Origin of the sequence: Roseibium sp. (assembly GCF_965232425.1) — a bacterium.
In the GTDB taxonomy this organism is placed as follows: Bacteria; Pseudomonadota; Alphaproteobacteria; order Rhizobiales; family Stappiaceae; genus Roseibium.
Map to the genome: position 1 here is coordinate 6,007,338 of NZ_OZ246971.1, position 20,767 is coordinate 6,028,104.

Genomic DNA, 20,767 nt, shown 5'->3' on the forward strand with positions numbered 1-20,767 from the left:
GCCGAGCCGGTTCAGTCTTCGAAGGCGAGATGCATCTCTGACTGATGGATACGATCCTTTACCCCGCTCCGGTCAAGAAAGGCGTTTACCGTTTCCGCCGAGACATCGATATTGACGAATGTGAGATGCTCCGCTGCGGTCGCGTTCCAGAGCCCTTCCACCAGTGCACGCCCGATGCCCCGCCGCCGATAGTCCCGGTGAACGGCGATCTGGGCAACGGATCCATCCAGGTAGGACGCGCCCCAGCCGACAAGACTGCCCTCAACCTGAACGCCAAGCACGCAGGTCTTTTCACACAGCGCACGCAGCGCTGCCCGTCCGTTCTGCGGCGTCGGCCGCGTGTCGAAAAAGGCGCTTTCGTCTTCGGGAAGATGGTCGATTGACATCGTCTCAAGGGTGAAATCAGGATGCCCGGTTCGGGCCGGGCGCGGACCGGATGTTCCGCAAACGCGCAATGTCCGGCATGCCTTGAAGCCGAAGTCTTCATAGGCGTTCACCGCCTTGTCGTTGGAGGTGATCACCTCCAGTTGAAGCCCGCTGCCGCCATCCGCCTTCTGCCGCGCGATCACCCTTTGCAGCAAGCCGCGCGACAGGCCCTTGCGGCGATGCGCCGGAACGGTCCCGACGGACAGGGTGTAAGCGCGGTTCTCATAGGCGGACAAGGGCTGACTTGAGAACCAGAACCCGGCAATCTCGTCTCCCTGCATCGCGGCGAAGGAGTGTTCGGGCGAGAAGCCGCGCTGCCGCTGAAACTCCTTGAACCTGTCAACCGTGAGAGACAAGGGCACAACATAGTCTGAAAAGGCCGCATTCATCGCGGCGCAAAGCTGCGCGGCGTGCAAGGCGCTGCAATCTGTTATCTGATAGGACATGGATTTCCTTGTGGACCGCTCGATCAACGGACGAACAGCCTATACGCGACAAAGACAACTTGGCGCGCAGGCCTTCGCTGTCCGCCGGTGCCGCACCTCACGGGTCGCTGGCAAGATCCGGCAGGCGCCCCGTCAGTTGAAACTCTCCGCGACATCGTACATGACGGGTTCGAAGCTCTTGCACAGCGCGTGGATGCGCCTGTTCCGCTCGCGCATTTCCGGTGTCCGCAGCATGGCGAGGAAGTCCTCCCGCCTGCGCCACTGCGAATAATTTGCAATGCGGGTCTGGGCATCGTTGACGTGAAGCCCGGCGCCGATGAAGCCGGGCTGATGCCGGATGAAGTTCTGATACGCGTCCTTGAGTTCATCCAGGAGGTCGAAACAGGTTCCCGGTGTCATCTCGAATGTTGTGATCACGGTCTGACAATCGCTGTCGCTGGAAATCTCAGGCATCGCTCTCCTCCTCTGCCCCGGGTCACACTCCCATAAACCTGGATCACGAGGGTACAACCTGATCTGAAATGCTGGCACGAAAAGCGGAATGCGGCAACTTGCATTTGTTTGCGCGCAGTCCGCATGCTTCGCTAATCAAGCGCGGCTTCCAGATCCGCGATCAGGTCTTCGGCGTCCTCAAGTCCCACGGACAGGCGAAAGATCCCCTCACCGGCATAATCCTCGTAGGATTTCAGCTGTTTGCCCTCGAGGCGGAAGGAGGTCTCCATCAGCGGAGCGGTTTCCATCCAGAAAATCAGCGAGCGATGATGACCGAGCGAGACCGCGTAATGAATGACTTCCAGGCGGTCGATCATCCGGCGCGCAAACGCCCGGCCGTTTTCGGCGGAACCGACTTGGAAGGACATCATGCCGGAGAAATTCGTCATCTGGCGTGCCGCAAGATCATGCTGCGGGTGCGATGGCAATCCGGGATACATCACCCGTGTCACGGCGGGATGCGTTTCCAGCCACCGTGCGACCGCCGCCGCACCATCCTGGTGAGCTCTCATGCGCAGCGGAAGCGTCGCCGCGCCCCTTGCGATCAGCCATGCATTGAACGGCGACAGGACGCCGCCATGATGTATCGCAGCTTCCTTTCGCATGGCGGCGATCAGGTCTGCCCGCCCGGCAACGGCACCGCCGACGGCATCGCCATGGCCGCCGATATATTTGGTGATCGAATGCATCACCAGGTCGACCCCAAGGCCTGCAGCGTCCATGCCGAGCGGCGACGCGAACGTGGCGTCGCAGCTGTGCAGCGCACCGGCGGCGTGCACGAGCGCGGAAACCGCTTTCAGATCCGTCAGCCTCATGATCGGATTGACCGGCGTTTCGGTGTGAACGAGCCTGGTGGTCGGCCGGATCGCGGCGTTGACCGCATCCAGGTCCGACATGTCCACCAGCGTTACCTCAATGCCGAGGCGCGGCAGCGTTTCCCGCGCGAGTTCTGCAACACCCGCATATGACACGTCGGAGACGACAACATGGTCGCCAGCCGACAGGAACGTGAGGAAAATCGCGGTCGCTGCCGCCATGCCCGACGCCAGGCAGAGACAGTCTTCCGCCCCCTGCAGTGCGGCGATCTTCTGTTCGAGCAACGAAACCGTCGGGTTGCCCCACCGCGAATAGATGAACCCGTCGCCGCCGTCCTCAAGGTCATGAGCCGAAAAGCCGGCCACGTCCTCGCTCACGAAGGTGGAACTCATGTGAATGGGCGGCGCGGACGCACCGGTGGTCGGGTCCGGCGTTTCGCCGCCGTGAATGGCGGTGGTCATCGGACCGTGCTTCCTGTTGGTTGGTTTCACGCCAGTCTCCCTATGCCGCCTCGGCAGGCTCAACACCCTCTGCCGCCATACTCATAACGGCCTCCTGTGCGAGCGACAGCAGTTTTTCGTAGTGCGCCGCACGCGAACTGCCGTTGCGCCAAACAAGATACATGACACGCTGCATGGCGATGCCTTCGACCGGTTTCAGAAGCAGGTTCTGTTCCTTCGGAAACTCCGAGGCGATGTAGGCGGCGGGGAAGAGCGCCAGCCCCATGCCGATCGAAGCCATCTGGCGAAGCGCGTCGAGACTGGTGCCTTCGTAGTCCTGAAGGAAGTCGGCACCAGCCGCCCGTGCCAGCGCCTGAACGTCATTGTGCAGCCGAAAGCCTTGCCCCAGGGACAGAAGCTTCTCGCCTTTCAGCAGCGACACCGGCACCGCGTCCAGACCGGAAAGCGGATGCGTCCTTGGTACGGCAAGTGAAACGCTTTCAAAGCAGATCACACGTTCTGTCAGTTGCCCCGTCGGCGTGAAATCCGGCGTGATGATGCAATCCAGAGCACCCGCAGCCAGACCTTCCTCCAGCAAGTTGGGCCGGTCCTCGCGGATATAAAGCTCCAGATCCGGGAAATTCTCCTTCAGAATCGGCAGCAGGTACGGCATGAAATATGGCCCGAATGTGGGCGAAACTCCCAACCGGATCAAACCGCCCAGATTTGCCCGGCCGGCCTGCGCCACCGCCACAATTTCGTCCAAACTCTCAAGAGCCTGACGCGCAAGCGGCAACAGCCGCTCACCGGCGGCTGTGAGGCTGATGTCGCCGCCGCCGCGTTCCAGCAGGCCGCATCCGAGACTTTCTTCCAAGAGCTTGAATTGTGAAGACAAAGTCGGCTGGGATACATGGCATTTTTCAGCCGCCTTGCCGAAGTGAAGCGTTTCGGCAAGCGCGATGAAATAGTCCAGTTGACGCGGTGACGGCCGGAAATGCATCGTTCTCCCCTTGGTGATAGCTTTCTTCTATCACATTAATACAAACAATGTATTTCTTCTATGTCGAAATCACCCCATATCATGGTTGTCAACACAGCAACAGCCAACAACGTGGAGGTAGGCGATGTACAACCGTTTAAAATCCTTGCGCAGCCAGCACAACACGCTGGATTCCTTGATCCGCCGTGAGGAGCTACATCCCTACCCCGACGCGCAGCACATTCGGTCCTTGAAGAAATTCAAGCTTCGTTTGCGTGACGAGATCACCAGGATTGAAACAAGCCTGAACGCAAATCAGTTGGCTTACTGAATCGCACCCGAACGTGCCCGCGAAAGGAAACTGTCATGAACCCGTTCTGGCCATTTATGGCCCTGCCTGCCATGCAACCGAAGTTCACCCGCCGAACAAGGCTGCAAGACCTGGAAGCACGCATGTCGTCCTTCCTGTCGGAAAAGCAGGCGTCGAGCACCAGCTGCCCCAAGGTGCTCGACAATATCAAGGTCGCAAAGTCGACCGTCCAGCGTGAGATGGCGTCCGACTGAGAGACCAGTCCGGTTTTCAACCTTCTGAAACCGGCAATGCCACAGCAGCTGGATCAACCCGTCCGCGCAGGCCCCGCGGGCGGGTTTTCTTTTGGTGACGGTGGTCACTCCGCCGGCAAGGCGGCCGCGGCGTCGGTCACCTCCTCGCCTTTCCCGGCTTTCGCGGGAGGCCGAACCCTGAAAAACAGGGCGTAGAGAACCGGTGCGGCGATCAGGGTAAGAACGGTCGCGAAGGCCAGCCCGCCCATGATCGTCACCGCCATGCCCCGGAAAAACGCATCCGACAGTAGCGGTGCCATGCCCAGGATCGTCGTGATCGCCGCAAGCATCACCGGACGCATACGGGACACGCTGGCGGTCACGATGGCATCGTATTTCTCGCTGCCTTCCCCGATCAGCCTGTCGATTTCCTCCAGAAGCACGATCGCGTTCTTGATCAGCATGCCGGAAAGTGACAGGAACCCGAGCAAGGACATGAAGCCGAACGGCGTATCCGTTGCAAGAAGGGCAATCGCGACGCCATTGATCGACATCGGCACCATCAGCCAGATGATCAGCGGTTGCCGGATCGATCCGAAAAGCAGGATCGAAATGATCAGCATCACCAGGAAACCGAGCGGCAACTGGGCTCCGAGAGACGCCTGCGCATCATTCGTGCTTTCGTATTCCCCGCCCCATACAAGTGCGTAGCCGGGCGGCAGCGCCATCGCCTCGATTTGCGGCCGGACTCTCGCGAGCGCCGCAGAGGCCGTCTCACCTGCCGTTGTCTCCGCCTTGACGGTCAGCGTGCGGACGCGGTCGCGCCGATGGATCAGCGTGTCCTGCGGCTCCATGACGAACCGGCTCACCACCTGGTCGATCGGAACGTAGCGGCGCTGCCCCGTGCTCCAGACAAGCGAGTCGGAGACGCTTTCGTTGACCGAAATCCCTTCCGGTCCGGCCTTGCGGGCGACGATCGGAATGCTCTCGTCCACATCGCGATAGGAGCCGACCTGCACGCCTTCCGTAGCGAATTGCAGCGACAGCGACAGTTCTTCGCGGGTGACGCCTGAAATCCTCGCCCTGTCTTCCTCGAACACGGGACGAACGACCAGTTCCCGCTGCCTCCAGTCGGTGTTGACATCGGCCAGCCGGTTCTCCGGAAGGGAGAAGATGGCCTGGGCTTCGTCGCCGAGGCGTTTGAGAACATTGGCGTCCGGCCCGGAAAACCGTGCCTCAATCTTCGCGCCGCCACCCGGCCCGAAGACGAGACGCTTGGTGATGATCTGCGCCGATGGAAAACGCTCGCCGAATTTCGAGCGAAGCTCCAGCGCGAGCAGATCGATATCGTCGCGGTTTTTCGTACGGATCAGCATGTGGCCATAGGCAGGATTGGCGTCTTCCGGTGCATAGGTGAGCATGAACCGGGTCGCGCCGCCGCCTGCGAAACTGGTCACGGCTTCCACGCGCTCGTCCGCAAGGATGACCTTCTCCATCTCCGCCAGATCGGCCTCCGTCGCCCTGATGTCCGTGCCCTGGGGAGACCAGTAATGCACATAGAAGATCGGCGTGTTGCTATCGGGAAAGAAGGCCTGTTTCACATTGCCGAACGCCATGACACAGGCGACCGTTATGCCGACAAGCGCCAGCACGGAGAGCAGCCTTACATGCAGCGCCCCCACCAGAAAGCCGCGATAGATGGCATAAAGGATGCCTTTGTAGGGATCGTGATCGTCTAAATTGCCTTCCGCCGTGCGGAAGAAATACTTCCCGAACAGAGGCGTTACCGTGACAGCAAAGACCCAGGACAGCAGCAGCGAAATTGCGATCACCGCAAACAGTGAGAACAGGAATTCGCCCGTTGCATCCGGTGACAATCCGATCCCCGAAAAGGCCATGATGCCGATCACGGTCGCCCCAAGGAGCGGCCACATCGTCTGCCTGACGACGCGGCTTGCCGCCTCGATCGCCCTTTGCCCACGCTGCATGTTGATCATCATGCCCTCGGCAACGACGATCGCGTTGTCCACGAGCATGCCCATGGCAATGATCAGCGCGCCGAGCGAAATGCGTTCCATCTCGATGTTGAAGATCCGCATGAACAGGACGGTTGCCATGACCGTCAGCAGCAGAACGGTTCCGACAACAACCGCCGCGCGCCAGCCCATGAAGAGTGCAAGAACTCCGATCACGATGACGACGGACGCGGCCAGATTGAGAATGAAGCCGTTGACGGAAGCGTCGACGACAATGTTCTGTTCGTAGATCGGATGGATCTGCATGCCGACGGGCAGCAACGCCTCGATCTCCGCCAGCTTGTCAACGACCCGGTCACCGACGTCGACGATGTTGGTCCCGTCGACCTGGGAGACCCCGATCGTGACCGCGCGGCGGCCATCGTGGCGGATCAGTTTGCGCGGACGTTCCGGTTCACCCAGTTCCAGCGTGGAAATGTCCGACAGGCGGATCATTGCCGTCGAGCCCGGCCGGCCGACAATGAGGTCCTGTATTCCGCTGAAATCCTCAAACGCGGATGGGGTCATCAAGCGGATGCGGGATTGTCCGGATACGGCGGAGCCATTCGACTGGATCCTGTTTTCGGCGTCCAGAACGCCGACAATATCGGTCATGGATATGCCGAGACCGGCCATCTTGTCCTGGTCGACATCGAGGTAGATGACATCCTCGGGCTCGCCGTCAACCTCCACCTTGCCGACCCCCGGCACGGCAAGCAGTTCCCGGCGGATCCGTTTCACCGTGTCGCGTATGTCGCGATTTGTGTACCCATCGGCCGTGAACGCGTAAAAGAGGCCGAATACGTCGCCGAAACTGTCATAGACGAGCGGTGTTCTTGCTCCCGCGGGCAGGTTTCGCTGTTCGTCGCCGACCTTGCGGCGCAATTCGTCCCAAACCTGCGGCAGCTCGCCGCCGTCGTAGGTCGGCTTGATCTCCACGCTGATCCTCGACAGACCGGGTTCTGAAACCGACCTGATTTCATCAAGCTGCGGCATCTGCTGTATCGCGGTTTCGAGGATCTCCGTGACCTCGTTCTCAACCTCGGCGGCCGTTGCCCCGGGATACGCGGTGATGACCTGCGCTTCCTTGATCGTGAAGGCCGGATCTTCGAGGCGGCCGACCGAGGTAAGCCCCCAAAGACCGCCAAGAAGTGCGATCAGCACGATCATCCATGTGTTGACCGGCTTCTCGATGGAGTAGCGTGCGATATCCACGATCCATGATCCCTTGACTAGTTACGGCTCTTGTCAGCGAAGACGGCGCACGATCTGGCCGTCGCTGAGATAGGCAACGCCCGCCGAAACGATTTCGTCTCCCGTCTCGATGCCGGAGCGAATGGGAATGTAGTCACCCATGATCGTGCCGATCTCGACCGGTTGCTTGGAAACGGCACCCGTCGCATCCGCGAACTTCCAGACATAGGTGTTGCCCTCTCCGTCGACGGCGACCGAGGCCGTCGGCACGAGCAACTGCTCCCCGAGTTCCAGACCCTCCGGTACAAGCTTGACGATGACGGACGCCGTCATGCCGGGCGAAAGCTGATCGACACCTTCGCGCGGCATTGCCAGGGTGATCCGGTATGTCTGGGTGACTTCATCGACCTGGCTGGAGTGTTCGCGATATTCGAGCGGGAAGATCTTTTCGCCATATGCCGGGAATTTCGCTTCGATGGAGGAAACCTCCGACGCCGTCACGCGTCCGAAAAGCGCTTCGGCGACATTGATGTCGACCTGCACCTCCGAGACGTCATGCATGCGCACGATCGGGGTTGCCACGCTGACCGTCGTGAAATTGTCGACGAGGCGCAGAGAAACAATACCGTCGAACGGAGCTTCCAGGGTCGTGTATTGCAGGTTTCGGCGCGCTTCTTCCAGCCGTTCCAGGGTCAGATCATGCACGTTTTTCTGCTCGTCATAGGCCGACTGCGAAATGACCGACCGCTCTTTAAGCGTTTCCAGACGGTCCAGTTCCCGCCTGGCCTGGTCGACGTTGATCGTCGCTTCGCGGACCGCACGTTCATAATCCGTCGGATCCAGCTTGGCGATCACGTCGCCCTTCGAAACCTGCTGGCTTTCCAGCACCGGCAACTGGAGCAGTTTGCCGGAGACCTGGAAGGAAAGATCAACCGTCTGGACGGCTGCAACGCGCCCGGCGAAACGTCTTTCGATCAGACCGATCTCGTCCGTCACCGTGAAGATTTTCGCCGGTCTGGGGGCGGCGTGCAGTTTTGCTTCCGCCTCCGCGACCGGGTCCGGCATATCGTCCTGGCAAGCAGCCAGAACGAACGCCGCAGCAAGCACCGCCATCCAGCGGGCCATATTCCCTCTTTGAACCGTCATCCTCTGCCGTCCCGCTTTTCCCTGCGCCTCGTCGCCGTCCGCTGCGCCATTGCAGCCTGTCCCGCGAGAGTGTCTCTAGTCTTGTTCGAGGTGGTTTCTGAGTTCGCTCAGCACCTTGGCCCGTTCATGGTCATCAAGGATCGACACGCAATGCGCGACCGAAAAATGCATCCCCTCGAGGCTGGACCAGATTGCCATGGCTTTGCCGAACTCATCCGTTTCATCCGCAATTGCCGCCTTGAATCGGCGCTTCACCTTCAAGAACGGTTCTGTCAGCTCGGGACGGTCTACCGTCGTTGCAAGAATCGCCTGCGCCACGTCGCGCCTGGTTTCCAGCCACCGTTCGGTGACATCGATCATGCCGCTGAGCGTGGGTGATTTCGAGCCGAGGTTTGCCGCCCGCGCGGCAAGAACGTCGGTTTCGAACTGTCCACCGAGGAACTCCACCATTCCGGTGATGAGGGCATCCTTGGTCGGAAAATTGTAAAGAACGCCCCCTTTGGAAAATCCGCTTTCCTCGGCAACCGCGTCGATCGTGAAGCTCTGCGCGCCGGAGCGGCGAATAACCTCGATCGCGGCCGTCAGGATGTCCGCCTTGGAATCCGGAGAATGTCTTGAAGCACGTGCCGTCATTTTCTAAACCGTCTGGTCAGTAAAGTCGTAGCTTACATAAACCGTCCAGCCGGTACAGACAAGTGTTTTTGTCCAGGCTCCGCCAATTGTGATGTGACGTCACCGGGGATCAGCGGGATGTGATCAGGGAAATGATCGGGAAAAGCCGGAGCGGCCTGGGCCTTGCGGTCGTCAGGCCGCCGCGTTGGACATTGCCGCCTCGCTTGCCGCCTCTTCGGCGGCCGCGGCTTCGGCGGCGAGACGTGTGCGTTCGAGCGCTTCTCGTTCCATGCGCTCGGAGAAGGCAATGAATTCATCGGCCGGCATCGGCGCTGCGAAGAAATAGCCCTGAGCCGCCGTGACACCGAGTTCAAGCAGACGCTCGATCTGCTCTTCCTGCTCGACACCTTCCGCGATAATGCCCATGCCCAGGTTGTCGGCAAGTTCGACCATGGAGTCCACGATCGTCGTGGAGTTGTCGTCGGAGCTGATCGTGTCGATGAACATCTTGTCGATCTTGATGATATCGACACCGAGCTTCTGCAGATACGCCATGCCGCCGTGTCCGGTTCCGACGTCGTCCAGCGCCACGCGGACGCCGAGCGCCTGGAGTTCCGCCATGATCTTGCGCGCGAGTTCCATGTCCTCGAGCGGATGGCGTTCGGTGACTTCCACGACAATCTGCTGGAACGAGATTTTCGAGTTCTCGAATATGGACTTGATGTCGGCGACCACTTCACGATCCAGGAAGTGTCCGGCGAACAGATTGATCGAAAGCTTGAAGTCCGGGTTCTCCCCGTAGAGATCTCCCACTTCCTCCGAAGACAGGCGCATGATGTGCCGCGTCATATCGAAAATGTGGCCGTTGTTTTCCGCATAGGCCATGAACTGGCCCGGAGACACGATCGTTCCGTTCGGACGCCGCCAGCGCATCAGAACCTCACAGCCGCGCAGACGCAGCGTTTCGATATCCATGACCGGCTGATAGAACGGGATGAATTCGCCGTTGCGGATTGCCGCCACGAATTCGTCGTTGGCTTCGCTCTCCGGCCGCCAGGACAGCCACACACCGATCGCGACGAACAGCACCGCGATGCCGGCGCATGCCGCAGCCGCGACCACCTTCAGATCCTTGACGACGTGCGCGGCCGCGCTCTTTGGAGCGGTGATCGTGGCCACGAGCGGATAGAGCTCCGACATGACATCCACCGAAAGGGTGCTTTCCTGTCCGGAGCCTTCGGAATTGTAGCCGCCGACATTGTACCAGAGCAGGTTGTCGCCGAGGCGCAGCTCGGCACGCCTGTAGGACCGCAGGTATTCCGGTCCGGGATCCATCGCGATCACGGCCGGCGTGACTTCCGCGAACAGCCTTGTCTGGTCCTTCAGGTCCCAGCTGATCACCGCCGCCCTGGCGCCCAGATAGTCCCGGTCCAGCATGCCGATGCCGACCAGCGGCCCATCGGTGCGCACCGGAGGAAGAATGATCTTGCCGGCGAGTTCGCGGTCCGGAACAATGCACATGCGCTGCCCCTTGGAGTCCACGAGACCAAGGGCATCGATCATGCCGTTTTCAATGATCAGTCTCTCGAAGATGACCCGGTCTTCCGCGCTGCAGGTCTGCACGCCGTCGCGGTCGAGCCTCTGCAGCAAGCTCACGGTGCTGCTGATGGCCTCCTCCGCGCGGTGGATCGACACCTCGCCCATGGCTTCCATCTCGGTCAACGCCCGGCGCTCGGCAAACTGGTTCAAAATGATGTTGATCGCGAACAGCGGCGTTGTCGCCAGAACGAGGGCGATCAGGACCGTTTTCGCGAAACCTAGATACCGGAAGGACAATTCTGTACCTGTTGGCCAATAAACTCTTCCTGACCATGGCCGATCTGGGTAAACAAGGACTGAATGTGTTGGTGTTTCATCCAGATCAAGGCTGAACGGACCGGGCACGTGATTAAGTGCCGATACGAAACGTTCCACGGGAAAACGGGAGTTGCTCATGCAGGCACTGTTTATCGGCCAAGCCTATATCGACGTTACCTTTTTGACCGATCAGCTTCCGACCGGCGACGAGAAGACGATCGCCCGGGACTATGCGATCAGCTTCGGCGGCAATGCCGTGACGGCGGCGTTTTGCTGCGCAAAGCTGGGCGGCCGTCCGGATGTCCTGTGTTCGCTCGCGGACGACTGGCTGGCGCGCATGTTCCTGGACATGGCGGCGGCCTACGGGATTTCGGTCCATGGCCGCAAGGTGCGCGACTCCTCACTTTCCTTCATCATGCCGAAATCCGGCAAAAGGGCGATCGTGCGTTGCCGCGACAACGACTTCCTCCATCCCTTCCCGCCCCTCACGCTGACCGGCATGAAGGCCTTGCATCTGGACGGGCACATGCCCGATGCGGCCCATCACTACGCGGCGACCTGCAAGAACCTCGGCATCCTGACATCACTTGACGGGGGGGCGGTTCGGGAAAACACCGACGAGTTGCTCAACCATATCGATATCGCCGTTGTCTCGGAGAGGTTCTGCCAGCAACTTGGAAAGTCGACAGGCGAAACGCTGCAATATCTTCGATCGAAAAACTGCCCGGTCGGCGCCGTGACACTCGGAGAACACGGCACCGTCTGGTACGAAGCAGGAGGTACGGACAAGATCTTGCCCGCACTCGACGTTCCGTTGCAGAAAGTCGTCGATTCCAACGGAGCCGGCGACGTCTTCCACGGAGCCTATATCGCCTCCTACCTCAACCACCCGGAACGCAGCTGGAATGCGCATTTCGAGTTCGCCCGCGCCGCCTCGACACACGCGATCCAGCATCTGGGGAACGAGGCCAGCCTGCCGTCGCTCCAGGATGTCGAGCGCGCCAAGGAAGAATTTCAGGAAAAGGCAGCCGCCTAGCGGAACGGGGAGCGGGCGCAAAGAGCCGCTGTTTGGCACATCTTGGATTGAGACTGCAACGGCCTTGCCTCGGCACGAAACATCAAGCAGAGTGTGCCCGCCTTTTCATGGTGGAGTTTTATATGATGTTTTCCCCCTCGCCCCGATTTGCGCTCGGCCTGTGCACCGCCGTCAGCCTGATCACACTTCAAACCGTCCCCGCCCTCGCCTTCGACCCGACCGGCAACGAGGTCGCCGACGCCTTCCTGTCCGTCGTGGATGCGCAGGAGGGAACCGTCGAGAGTTACGGTGCCGTCGACGCTTCGGGTGACACGGTCACGATCGAACAGCTCGTCGTCGCGGACGGAGGGGACGGCAAGGTGACGATTGCCAGGACGATGCTCGGCGGCGGCGAGATTCTGGACAATGGCCGCCTCAAGCTCGAGAGCCTCGGCCTGGAATCCCTTGAACTGAAGGCGGATGACGGCGGCATGTCGGTCGGCACGCTCGACGCGACCCAGCTTGTGCTTCCCTCACCTGCCGAGGCGGCCGCCAAGACGTCGCCGTCAGGTCCGGGCTACCGGACAGTCGAAATCAAGTCCATCCAGATTCAGGATGAGGACGGAAAGGTAGCAGACATTCAATCGATCACGTCCACGATCGACAGCATGGACGGCGATCTGCCGACCTCCGGGAGCTTTGCCCTGAACGGTGCCGTCGTCGACGTGAAAGAGCTTGAGGTCGAGGAGGCGAAGACGCTCTCCGATCTTGGCTACGAAACACTGTCCCTCGACGTGACCGCGTCCGGCAAATGGGACGTCGATGCCGCGACCATCGACATTCCGGAACTCAAGATCGATGCCAAGGATGCCGCCAGCCTGACGCTCTCCCTTTCTCTCGGCGGCGTGACACGCGACGTCGTGGAACAGCTGGAAGCAAAGTCGGACAAGCCGGAAGAAGCCATGGGACTGCTTCAGAACGTGTCTGTGGTGAATGCCAAGATCCGCCTCGACGATGCCTCGCTGACGGGACGCATCCTGGAGCAGGAAGCAAAGAAGTCAGGCGTCGATGTGCCGACCTATGTCGGTGGCTTGACGGGCAGCCTGCCCCTGATGCTGGGCATGTTGCAGAACAAGGACCTCGAAGGCCAGGTTGCCAAGGCCGTCACGGATTACCTGAATGCACCCGGGTCGCTCGAAATCACGGCGGCGCCCGGCGCTCCGGTGCCGTTTTCACAAGTGATGGGAACGGCGATGCTGGCCCCGCAGATGATCCCGCAGATCCTGTCCGTCGGCATTGCGGCCAACCAGTAGCCGGTCTAGCTGAAATGAAAAGGCCCGGGTTGTTCCCGGGCCTTTTTTCGTTTTGCGGACAAGGAGATTACTCGGCAGCTTCCGTCTTGTCCTGGAATTGAAGTTCGCACAGGCGCCGGTAGATCCCGTCATGCTCGAAGAGCTCGTTGTGGGTGCCGCTCTCAAGGACCCTGCCCTTGTCCATGACGTGGATCCGGTGGGCGTGGCGCACGGTGCTCAGCCGGTGCGCAATGACCAGAGTGGTCCGGTCTTCCATCAGTTTTTCAAGCGCCGACTGTATGGTCGCCTCGGATTCGGCATCAAGCGCGGACGTTGCTTCGTCAAGCAACAGGATCGGCGCATCCCGCAGCATCGCCCGCGCGATGGCAACGCGCTGTTTCTGCCCGCCGGACAGGTTGCTTCCGCTCTGTCCTGCCCTTGTGTCGTAGCCTTCCGGCAGCGCCATGATGAAGTCATGCGCGTTGGCGGACCGCGCGGCGGCCTCGATCTCTTCCTGCGAGCAGCCGGGCTTGCCGACGGCAATGTTGTCGCGAATGCTGTTGTTGAACAGGAAAGGATCCTGGCCCACGAAAGCAATGCATTCGCGCAACGAGCGCTGCGTCACGTTCCTGATGTTCTGCCCGTCGATCAGGATCTCGCCGGACTGCGGGTCGTAAAAGCGTTCCAGCAGCGAAAAGACCGTCGACTTGCCCGCGCCGGACGCTCCGACCAGAGCCGTCATCTTTCCGGCCTCGGCCACGAAGCTGGTGTTGTGAAGCGCTGCGCTGTCGCCATAGGAGAACTCCACGTCTCGGAATTCCACCTGTGCGGCATCCAGAACGATGTCGGGTGCATCGGGCGCATCTTCATGATCGGGCTTGCGGTCGACAAGGTCGTACATGATGCGCAGACCGACGACCTGTTTGCCCAGGTTGACGTTCAGCCGCGCCAGGCGCCGCGCCGGATCATAGGCCAGCAGCAACGCAGTGATGAAGGAGAACAAGGCCCCCGGGTCCTGATCGAGTTCGATGACGGAATAGCCGCCATAAAAGATCACGAGCGAGATCGCGACGCCGCCGAGCGTGTCCATCAGGGGCGACGTCCTGGCGGTCAGGGAGGCAATCTTGTTCGATTGCTTCTTCACTTCCTGGAGGCCGACTTCCATCTTGTCCAGCATCACCGGTTCCATGCCGAACGCGCGCACATCCCGGACACCCAGAACGGTTTCCTGCATGACGGTGCTGACCTTGGCGTTCGAGACCACCTGGCGCTTCACGTATTCCTTGACCCTGCGAATGAGAAAGGTCACGCCGATCACGGCCGGCGGCATCGTGACAAGCGCGAACAGGCTCAGAAGCGGGTTCTGCACCGCCATGACAACCGCGAGACCGATGATCGTCAGCACGTCCCTGCCAAGGGTCGTCACGATCATGTCGAGCGTTGTCTTGACCGCACCGACGCCCTGGCCGACCTGAACCCCTATCTCCGCAAGGGTATGCCTGTCGAAATAGGCCTGGTTCTGACGCAGGAGTATCGTGAACATGCGCCGGCGCAGATCCGTGACGATTTCATTGCCGACGCGTGCAAGGACGACGATCTGGCCGTAGGTCGCGACCCCTTTCAGCGTGAAAATGAAAAAGACGACCGCACCGATCACGTAGACCATTTGCGCGTCCTTGTTCACGAACACCTCGTTCACGACATCCCGCATGATCCATGCGCTGGCCGCCGTCGTTGCGGCAATCACGCCCATGAACACGAATGCCAGAAGGTATTTCGGAATGTATGTCCGGAAGTTTTCGCTCAGAACGCGCTTGATCAGCTGGACCGTTCCTTTCGGGTCGGTCCAGGTCTTGGATTTGAACGGATTGCGCACGAAACGTTGTGTCTCCATCGGTTTCATCGCCTCGGCAAATGAGACTCATCATGTGAACCCACGGTCATCGTAACACGCGAATTCGTCTCAATCGTATACGGGCCGGATCGCTGCGCTCACTCTTCGGGAAGGTTCAGCCGCAAATGAAGCTCGCGCAGCTGCGCCGCGGTCGGATCGCTCGGCGCGCCCATCATGAGATCTTCGGCCTTCTGGTTCATCGGGAAGAGCATCACTTCACGAATGTTGGCCTCATTGGCGAGAAGCATCACGATCCTGTCGATGCCGGCCGCGCAGCCGCCATGCGGAGGCGCGCCGTACTGAAACGCCGTCACCATGCCGCCGAAACGCTTGTCGACCTCTTCGGCGGGATAGCCGGCAATTTCGAAGGCCTTGTACATGATTTCCGGCTTGTGGTTCCGGATCGCGCCCGAAACCAGCTCGTTGCCGTTGCAGGACAGATCATACTGCCAGCCCTTGACCTCGAGCGGATCACCATCAAGCGCTTCCATTCCGCCCTGCGGCATGGAGAACGGATTGTGCTCGAAGTCGATTTCGCCTGTTTCGTCGTCTTTTTCGTAGATCGGAAAATCAACAATCCAGGCAAATTCGAACCGGTCCTTGTCCGTGTGGCCGAGTTCCTCGCCGATGATCACGCGCGCCTTTGCGGCCACCGCCTCGAACTGTTTCGGCTTGCCGCCGAGGAAGAAGGCGGCATCGCCGACTTCCAGCCCGAGCTGGGTGCGGATCGCTTCGGTCCGCTCCGGACCGATGTTCTTGGCAAGCGGGCCGGCCGCTTCCATCGAACCGTCTTCCGCCTTGCGCCAGAAGATGTAGCCCATGCCCGGAAGGCCTTCGCCCTGTGCGAACTTGTTCATCCGGTCGCAGAACTTCCGGCTGCCGCCCTTGGGCGCCGGGATTGCGCGGATCTCGGTTCCGGGTTGCTCCAGAAGGTTTGCGAAGATGGCGAAGCCGGAGCCGGCAAAGTGTTCGGAAACGATCTGCATCTTGATCGGGTTCCGGAGATCGGGCTTGTCGGTTCCGTACCAGAGTGCGGAGTCCTTGTAAGCAATCTGCGGCCAGTCGCGGTTGACCGGGCGGCCACCGCCGAATTTCTCGAAACAGCCTGCCAGCACGGGCTCGATCGTGTCGAAGACATCCTGCTGGGTGACGAAGGACATTTCCATGTCGAGCTGATAAAAATCCGTCGGCGAGCGATCGGCGCGCGGGTCCTCATCGCGGAAACAGGGCGCGATCTGGAAATACTTGTCGAAGCCGGAAACCATCAGCAGCTGCTTGAACTGCTGCGGCGCCTGCGGCAGCGCGTAGAACTTGCCGGGATGCAGGCGCGACGGCACGAGAAAATCGCGCGCGCCTTCCGGCGACGACGCCGTGATGATCGGGGTCTGGAACTCGTTGAATCCGATGGACCACATGCGGTCACGAATGTCCCGGATCACCTCCGAGCGAAGCATCATGTTGTTGTGCAGTTTCTCGCGCCGCAGGTCGAGAAAGCGGTACTTCAGACGGACTTCTTCCGGGTAGTCCAGATCACCGAACACCGGCAGCGGCAATTCCTTGGCAGCGCCGAGCACTTCCATCTCGCGGATGAAAATCTCGACTTCGCCCGTCGGCAACTCCGGATTGATGGTTTCGTCGGTCCGTTTCTTCACGTTGCCGTCAATGCGGATGCACCATTCGGAACGCACGCTCTCGGCCAGGGAAAAGGCGTCGGAATCCGGGTCCACCACGCATTGCGTCACGCCGTAATGGTCGCGCAGATCGATGAACAGCACCCCGCCGTGATCGCGGACCCTGTGGACCCAACCGGAAAGACGGATGGTCTGGCCTTCGTCGGACAGACGGAGATCACCGCACGTGTGACTACGGTAGGGGTGCATTCTAATTCCTCGGCGTTCTTCTTGGCATGAAAAATCATTACGGCCCACCGAAGGCAGGCCGTGTCCGGCTGCACAAGCCATGTTGCGGAGCGAAAGTCAAGGGAGCGTGTCTGACGAGGCTTGCCGATCCCCGCGCAAATGGCAGCTACGCCGAATTCGAAGAATGATTGCGGTCCCGGTGCGCAAGACGCCTACGATGGTTCTCAAGGCCGATTGATGCTGACCGGCGACCTACGAATCCACGGCCTGCAGCAGGGTATGCCACTGGCCCCTCACCTCGTGGGCCTTGGCGTCCGAACTGTCGAACACGCCCGTCCCGTTCGCGGCGTGGCGCGCGTAGAGGACGCGGTCGGAAATCCGGGCGAGCAGCGGATAGCCCTTTTTTGACAAGGTCTGCTCCAGGTCGGCCACCTGGGTCGAGCGCCGGTTGATGCGGTTGGCGACAACGTGAATATCCGCCTTGCCCTTCCTGACCTTCTTGATGTCGGAGATGTTGTCCAGAAACTTCAGCGTGGCGCTCCAGTCGAACGCGGAGGCCAGGACGGGAACGATGATGTCCGATGCCTCGGCGATCAGGTTCTTGGCAAGCTCGGAGCGCAGACCGCCGGGTCCGTCGATCACGACGGCGTCCAGTTCCTTGTCCATGTCACCGATGTTGCCCTCCTTGCTCCAGTTCAATGCCACGATTTTCACGAGATTCCTCGGACGCCGCTTCACCCAGGAAAGACTGGATTTCTGCCGGTCGGCATCCGCAAGCGCAACGTCCTCACCGCGTGCAGCGAGTGCGACGGCAAGATTCGTGGCGATGGTGGTTTTCCCGCATCCCCCCTTGGAATTCACCACAAGTATTTTGCGCATCCGGCATCTCCTGCTTCTTGGGAAACCATTTTAGCCCCTCTCAACATAGGCGCACTCATTGCGCTTCTACAAGAGGAGAATGTTCCAAACTCTCCATTTCGTGGCGACAAAGCGGCCGAACTCCGTTATAGCTGTGTCTCACCATGCATGTGATTACAAAAACAAAAGATCTCGCCGAAGCCTGCCAGCGTCTTGCCGCCCACGACTACGTAACGGTCGACACGGAATTCCTCCGGGAAACCACCTTCTGGCCCAAACTGTGCGTGATCCAGATGGCCGGTCCCGACATGGCCTTCATCGTGGACGCCCTGTCAGAAGGCCTGGACCTTGCCCCCTTCTTCGCTCTCATGCGGGACGACAGCGTCACCAAGGTCTTCCATGCCGCACGCCAGGACATCGAGATCATCTACCATCTGGGTGAACTTATCCCCGCGCCCCTGTTCGATACGCAGGTTGCCGCGATGGTATGCGGCTTCGGAGATTCCATTTCCTACGATCAGCTGATCTACAAGGTCACCGGGGCGCGAATCGACAAGTCTTCCCGGTTCACGGACTGGGCGCGCCGCCCGCTCACGAACAAACAGCTCGACTACGCCCTTGCAGACGTCACCCATCTGCGGGACGCCTATCAGTTCCTGAAGGCCAATCTTGCGGAGCAGAACCGCAGCCACTGGGTGCGCGACGAAATGGAGGTGCTGACCTCCGTGGGAACCTACCGAGCTGACCCGGACCATGCATGGAAACGGCTCAAGCTGCGTGTGCGCAAGCCGATCGAACTCGCCGTCATGATGGAAATCGCCGCCTGGCGCGAGCGCGAGGCGCAGGAACGGAACGTGCCGCGTAACCGCGTGATCAAGGACGATGCCATATACGAACTGGCGGCCCAGCAGCCGCAGGACCCCGGGGCGATCAGCCGCCTGAGGACGATCCCGCGCGGGTTCGAACGGTCCAAGTCGGCGGACGAAATCCTGAAGGCCATCCGGCGCGCCCTGAAAATGCCGCGGGAAAACTTGCCCAAACTGCCTAAGGGACGGCAGGCACCCGACGGTTCGGCGGCCGCGGTAGACCTCCTGAAAGTGCTTCTCAAGATGGTCAGCGAGGCAAACGGTGTCGCTGCCAAGGTGATCGCAACGGTCGACGATCTGGAAAAAATTGCGGCGAGCGACGATGCCGATGTCGCGGCCATGAAAGGCTGGCGCCGCGAACTGTTCGGTGAGCTGGCGCTGAAGCTGAAGCGCGGTGAAGTCGCGCTTGCATTCCAGAATCGCCAGATCGTGGCCCTGCCGCAGTCCGCCAGCCAGGATGAACTGAAAACACAAGCTGCCGAATAGCCGCTCTTCCTCAAGTGACCTTCAGGACGACGTCTGCATCGATTACCTTGCCGAGTTGCGCTGCGCGTTTGCGCAGACGTTCTCCGTCAAGGTTCGCAAGATCGCTGGTCAGTTCGATCGCAAGGCCGGTTTCCGTAGCCGCAACCCCTATCTTCGGGAGCAGCCCGGCCATGGACGCGCTCAGCAGAGAAGCGACGCGCAAGGTGGCACCAAGCACCTTGGCCCGTATCCTGAGACGGTCGGTGAACAGCTGGCGGATGACCTGGGACAAGGCCCCTTCCCGCAATCCCTGATGCCGGTAGAAAACGGCGGCGGCCAGGTAGGCGCGGCTGGCGTGATCAAGACCCACGAAAGAGGCGTTGGAGATGATGTTGAGGCTCTGCTCGCCGCGGTAGTCCGGATGCGCGCGCCATCCGATGTCCGACAGGAGACAGGCCGCGTGCCGCAGCCGTTTTTCGTTCGCCGTCTCCTCGATTTGCAGCTCCCGAAAGAGCGCGTCCGTCCAGTCGATCAGCTCGATGGCGTGCTGAGGTGAGCGCGCCCGCAGCTCACACAGTTCGCGTGCCGCCTCGATGACAGGATCTTTGGCCTGCATCTCCGGCGACAGCTTTTCGTGCAGGAGGCCCTCGCGCACACCGGTCGCGGAGAACATCAGCCGCTCGGCCTTCATGGCGGTCAGGACCTGTTCAAGCACCACGGCGCCGATCGGCACCAGCGGACGCCTCTGCTTGGAAACAACCTCCGCCATGTCGATGTTTTCCAGATTGGGAACGGAAATCGCCCGGCAGAAGGCGATCGCTTCGTCGGCATCCATCTCGTAATTGTGCATCACGTGCAAAGGATAGTCGTTCTGCATCAGGTGCAATCTGCCGAGAGACCGCCACGTTCCCCCGACGGCAAAGAAGGTGCGTTCACCCGGCGCAAGATCGGGCCATTCATAGGTCTTCAGCGCTGCCTCGGTGATCTCGCGCGCCTTCTCGATGGAGCCGCCCGCTTCTTCCGACAGACGCAGGCCGCCGAGGGGAAAGGTTGCGCCTCCCCCCGGTTTCTTTTCACCTATCTCGACGAGTTCAAGGCTGCCGCCGCCCATATCGCCGACGATGCCGCGCGGCTGCCAGAAACCGGCAACGACGCCAAGAGCCGAATAGTAGGCTTCCTCGCTGCCGTTCAGGATCCGAACGGGCGCCTCCAGAATGCGTTCCACCTCGGTCACGAATTCCGGCCCGTTTTCCGCGTCGCGTGCCGCCGCCGTCGCGACGACATAGAGCTCCTTGCAACCGGTATGCTCGATCAGTGCCTTGAAGCGGACCAGTTCGCCGAGCGCGAGATCCACGGACTCCGTGGCAAGCTGTCCCGTGGCCGCGACCCCTCTTCCCAGCCCCGCGAGGAGCTTCTCGTTGAAAAGCATCGTGGGTGTGCGGGCCTTGCGCTCGTAAATCACCAGGCGCACGGAGTTGGAGCCGATATCGACGACCGCTACCGGCCCCGTCCCGTTGAGCCGGCCGCGTGCCGGCTTGAACTGGCTCTTCAT

17 protein-coding genes are annotated in these 20,767 nt (G+C 60.6%); 5 read left to right on the top strand and 12 right to left on the bottom strand.

The features are described 5' to 3' along the window. Positions 1-11: 11 nt before the first annotated feature. The 4 genes from ACO08A_RS27440 to ACO08A_RS27455 all read right to left on the bottom strand — a co-directional run bounded on the left by ACO08A_RS27440 (position 12) and on the right by ACO08A_RS27455 (position 3,620). Positions 12-872 (bottom strand): GNAT family N-acetyltransferase, encoded by an 861-nt coding sequence (locus tag ACO08A_RS27440; protein ID WP_422039023.1) that lies wholly within the window; start codon positions 870-872, stop codon positions 12-14. A gap of 132 nt (positions 873-1,004) precedes the next feature. After that, positions 1,005-1,325 (bottom strand): antibiotic biosynthesis monooxygenase family protein, encoded by a 321-nt coding sequence (locus ACO08A_RS27445; RefSeq protein WP_319387053.1) that lies wholly within the window; start codon positions 1,323-1,325, stop codon positions 1,005-1,007. 131 nt (positions 1,326-1,456) lie between these two features. Next, complete coding sequence (locus tag ACO08A_RS27450; protein WP_422039024.1) at positions 1,457-2,671, bottom strand: trans-sulfuration enzyme family protein; 1,215 nt, start codon at positions 2,669-2,671, stop codon at positions 1,457-1,459. A gap of 10 nt (positions 2,672-2,681) precedes the next feature. Beyond that, positions 2,682-3,620 (bottom strand): LysR substrate-binding domain-containing protein, encoded by a 939-nt coding sequence (locus tag ACO08A_RS27455; protein ID WP_421982634.1) that lies wholly within the window; start codon positions 3,618-3,620, stop codon positions 2,682-2,684. 124 nt (positions 3,621-3,744) lie between these two features. Here ACO08A_RS27455 and ACO08A_RS27460 point away from each other — a divergent pair, with 124 nt between their 5' ends. Together ACO08A_RS27460 and ACO08A_RS27465 are read left to right on the top strand one after the other, a co-directional pair. After that, positions 3,745-3,930 carry a YdcH family protein gene (locus ACO08A_RS27460; RefSeq protein ID WP_421982633.1) on the top strand — a complete coding sequence of 62 codons (186 nt, stop codon included), beginning with the start codon at positions 3,745-3,747 and terminating at the stop codon, positions 3,928-3,930. A gap of 35 nt (positions 3,931-3,965) precedes the next feature. Further along, entirely contained in the window at positions 3,966-4,163 is a 198-nt protein-coding gene (locus ACO08A_RS27465) for a hypothetical protein (RefSeq protein WP_319387049.1), read from the top strand. Positions 4,164-4,267: 104 nt separating this feature from the next. Here ACO08A_RS27465 and ACO08A_RS27470 read toward each other — a convergent pair whose 3' ends face one another. The 4 genes from ACO08A_RS27470 to ACO08A_RS27485 form a co-directional block, all read right to left on the bottom strand. Then, positions 4,268-7,372 (bottom strand): efflux RND transporter permease subunit, encoded by a 3,105-nt coding sequence (locus ACO08A_RS27470; RefSeq protein ID WP_422039025.1) that lies wholly within the window; start codon positions 7,370-7,372, stop codon positions 4,268-4,270. A gap of 33 nt (positions 7,373-7,405) precedes the next feature. Further along, positions 7,406-8,476, bottom strand: coding sequence for an efflux RND transporter periplasmic adaptor subunit (locus tag ACO08A_RS27475; protein WP_422039026.1), 1,071 nt, complete (start codon positions 8,474-8,476; stop codon positions 7,406-7,408). Between the two features lie 96 nt (positions 8,477-8,572). Beyond that, positions 8,573-9,130, bottom strand: coding sequence for a TetR/AcrR family transcriptional regulator (locus ACO08A_RS27480; protein ID WP_422039027.1), 558 nt, complete (start codon positions 9,128-9,130; stop codon positions 8,573-8,575). 171 nt (positions 9,131-9,301) lie between these two features. Further along, positions 9,302-10,945, bottom strand: coding sequence for an EAL domain-containing protein (locus ACO08A_RS27485; protein ID WP_422039028.1), 1,644 nt, complete (start codon positions 10,943-10,945; stop codon positions 9,302-9,304). Between the two features lie 157 nt (positions 10,946-11,102). Between ACO08A_RS27485 and ACO08A_RS27490 the strand changes: the two genes are divergently transcribed. Beyond that, positions 11,103-12,002 carry a sugar kinase gene (locus tag ACO08A_RS27490; protein ID WP_422039029.1) on the top strand — a complete coding sequence of 300 codons (900 nt, stop codon included), beginning with the start codon at positions 11,103-11,105 and terminating at the stop codon, positions 12,000-12,002. A gap of 122 nt (positions 12,003-12,124) precedes the next feature. Beyond that, positions 12,125-13,294 (top strand): hypothetical protein, encoded by a 1,170-nt coding sequence (locus ACO08A_RS27495; protein WP_422039030.1) that lies wholly within the window; start codon positions 12,125-12,127, stop codon positions 13,292-13,294. A gap of 67 nt (positions 13,295-13,361) precedes the next feature. On the opposite strand, the gene ACO08A_RS27500 is transcribed toward ACO08A_RS27495, so the two are convergent. The 3 genes from ACO08A_RS27500 to ACO08A_RS27510 all read right to left on the bottom strand — a co-directional run bounded on the left by ACO08A_RS27500 (position 13,362) and on the right by ACO08A_RS27510 (position 17,905). After that, positions 13,362-15,167, bottom strand: a complete 1,806-nt coding sequence (locus tag ACO08A_RS27500; RefSeq protein ID WP_422039031.1) for an ABC transporter ATP-binding protein — start codon at positions 15,165-15,167, stop codon at positions 13,362-13,364. Between the two features lie 98 nt (positions 15,168-15,265). After that, complete coding sequence (aspS, locus tag ACO08A_RS27505) at positions 15,266-17,047, bottom strand: aspartate--tRNA ligase (protein ID WP_421982625.1); 1,782 nt, start codon at positions 17,045-17,047, stop codon at positions 15,266-15,268. 231 nt (positions 17,048-17,278) lie between these two features. Next, positions 17,279-17,905 (bottom strand): AAA family ATPase, encoded by a 627-nt coding sequence (locus ACO08A_RS27510; RefSeq protein WP_422039032.1) that lies wholly within the window; start codon positions 17,903-17,905, stop codon positions 17,279-17,281. A 143-nt stretch (positions 17,906-18,048) separates the two neighbouring features. Here ACO08A_RS27510 and rnd point away from each other — a divergent pair, with 143 nt between their 5' ends. Next, the gene (gene rnd / locus ACO08A_RS27515; protein WP_422039033.1) at positions 18,049-19,236 is read left to right on the top strand and encodes a ribonuclease D; all 1,188 of its coding nucleotides are present in this window, start codon (positions 18,049-18,051) and stop codon (positions 19,234-19,236) included. A gap of 10 nt (positions 19,237-19,246) precedes the next feature. Here rnd and ACO08A_RS27520 read toward each other — a convergent pair whose 3' ends face one another. Next, positions 19,247-20,767 carry an exopolyphosphatase gene (locus ACO08A_RS27520; RefSeq protein ID WP_422039034.1) on the bottom strand — a complete coding sequence of 507 codons (1,521 nt, stop codon included), beginning with the start codon at positions 20,765-20,767 and terminating at the stop codon, positions 19,247-19,249.

What these genes read in the sequence shown, in the direction of transcription:
- ACO08A_RS27440 (WP_422039023.1), bottom strand. Translation starts at nt 872, where the DNA reads ATGTCCTATCAGATAACAGATTGCAGCGCCTTGCACGCCGCGCAGCTT.
- ACO08A_RS27445 (WP_319387053.1), bottom strand. Translation starts at nt 1,325, where the DNA reads ATGCCTGAGATTTCCAGCGACAGCGATTGTCAGACCGTGATCACAACA.
- ACO08A_RS27455 (WP_421982634.1), bottom strand. Translation starts at nt 3,620, where the DNA reads ATGCATTTCCGGCCGTCACCGCGTCAACTGGACTATTTCATCGCGCTT.
- ACO08A_RS27460 (WP_421982633.1), top strand. Translation starts at nt 3,745, where the DNA reads ATGTACAACCGTTTAAAATCCTTGCGCAGCCAGCACAACACGCTGGAT.
- ACO08A_RS27465 (WP_319387049.1), top strand. Translation starts at nt 3,966, where the DNA reads ATGAACCCGTTCTGGCCATTTATGGCCCTGCCTGCCATGCAACCGAAG.
- ACO08A_RS27475 (WP_422039026.1), bottom strand. Translation starts at nt 8,476, where the DNA reads ATGGCCCGCTGGATGGCGGTGCTTGCTGCGGCGTTCGTTCTGGCTGCT.
- ACO08A_RS27480 (WP_422039027.1), bottom strand. Translation starts at nt 9,130, where the DNA reads ATGACGGCACGTGCTTCAAGACATTCTCCGGATTCCAAGGCGGACATC.
- ACO08A_RS27490 (WP_422039029.1), top strand. Translation starts at nt 11,103, where the DNA reads ATGCAGGCACTGTTTATCGGCCAAGCCTATATCGACGTTACCTTTTTG.
- ACO08A_RS27495 (WP_422039030.1), top strand. Translation starts at nt 12,125, where the DNA reads ATGATGTTTTCCCCCTCGCCCCGATTTGCGCTCGGCCTGTGCACCGCC.
- ACO08A_RS27500 (WP_422039031.1), bottom strand. Translation starts at nt 15,167, where the DNA reads ATGGAGACACAACGTTTCGTGCGCAATCCGTTCAAATCCAAGACCTGG.
- aspS (WP_421982625.1), bottom strand. Translation starts at nt 17,047, where the DNA reads ATGCACCCCTACCGTAGTCACACGTGCGGTGATCTCCGTCTGTCCGAC.
- ACO08A_RS27510 (WP_422039032.1), bottom strand. Translation starts at nt 17,905, where the DNA reads ATGCGCAAAATACTTGTGGTGAATTCCAAGGGGGGATGCGGGAAAACC.
- rnd (WP_422039033.1), top strand. Translation starts at nt 18,049, where the DNA reads ATGCATGTGATTACAAAAACAAAAGATCTCGCCGAAGCCTGCCAGCGT.
- ACO08A_RS27520 (WP_422039034.1), bottom strand. Translation starts at nt 20,767, where the DNA reads ATGAAGAGCCAGTTCAAGCCGGCACGCGGCCGGCTCAACGGGACGGGG.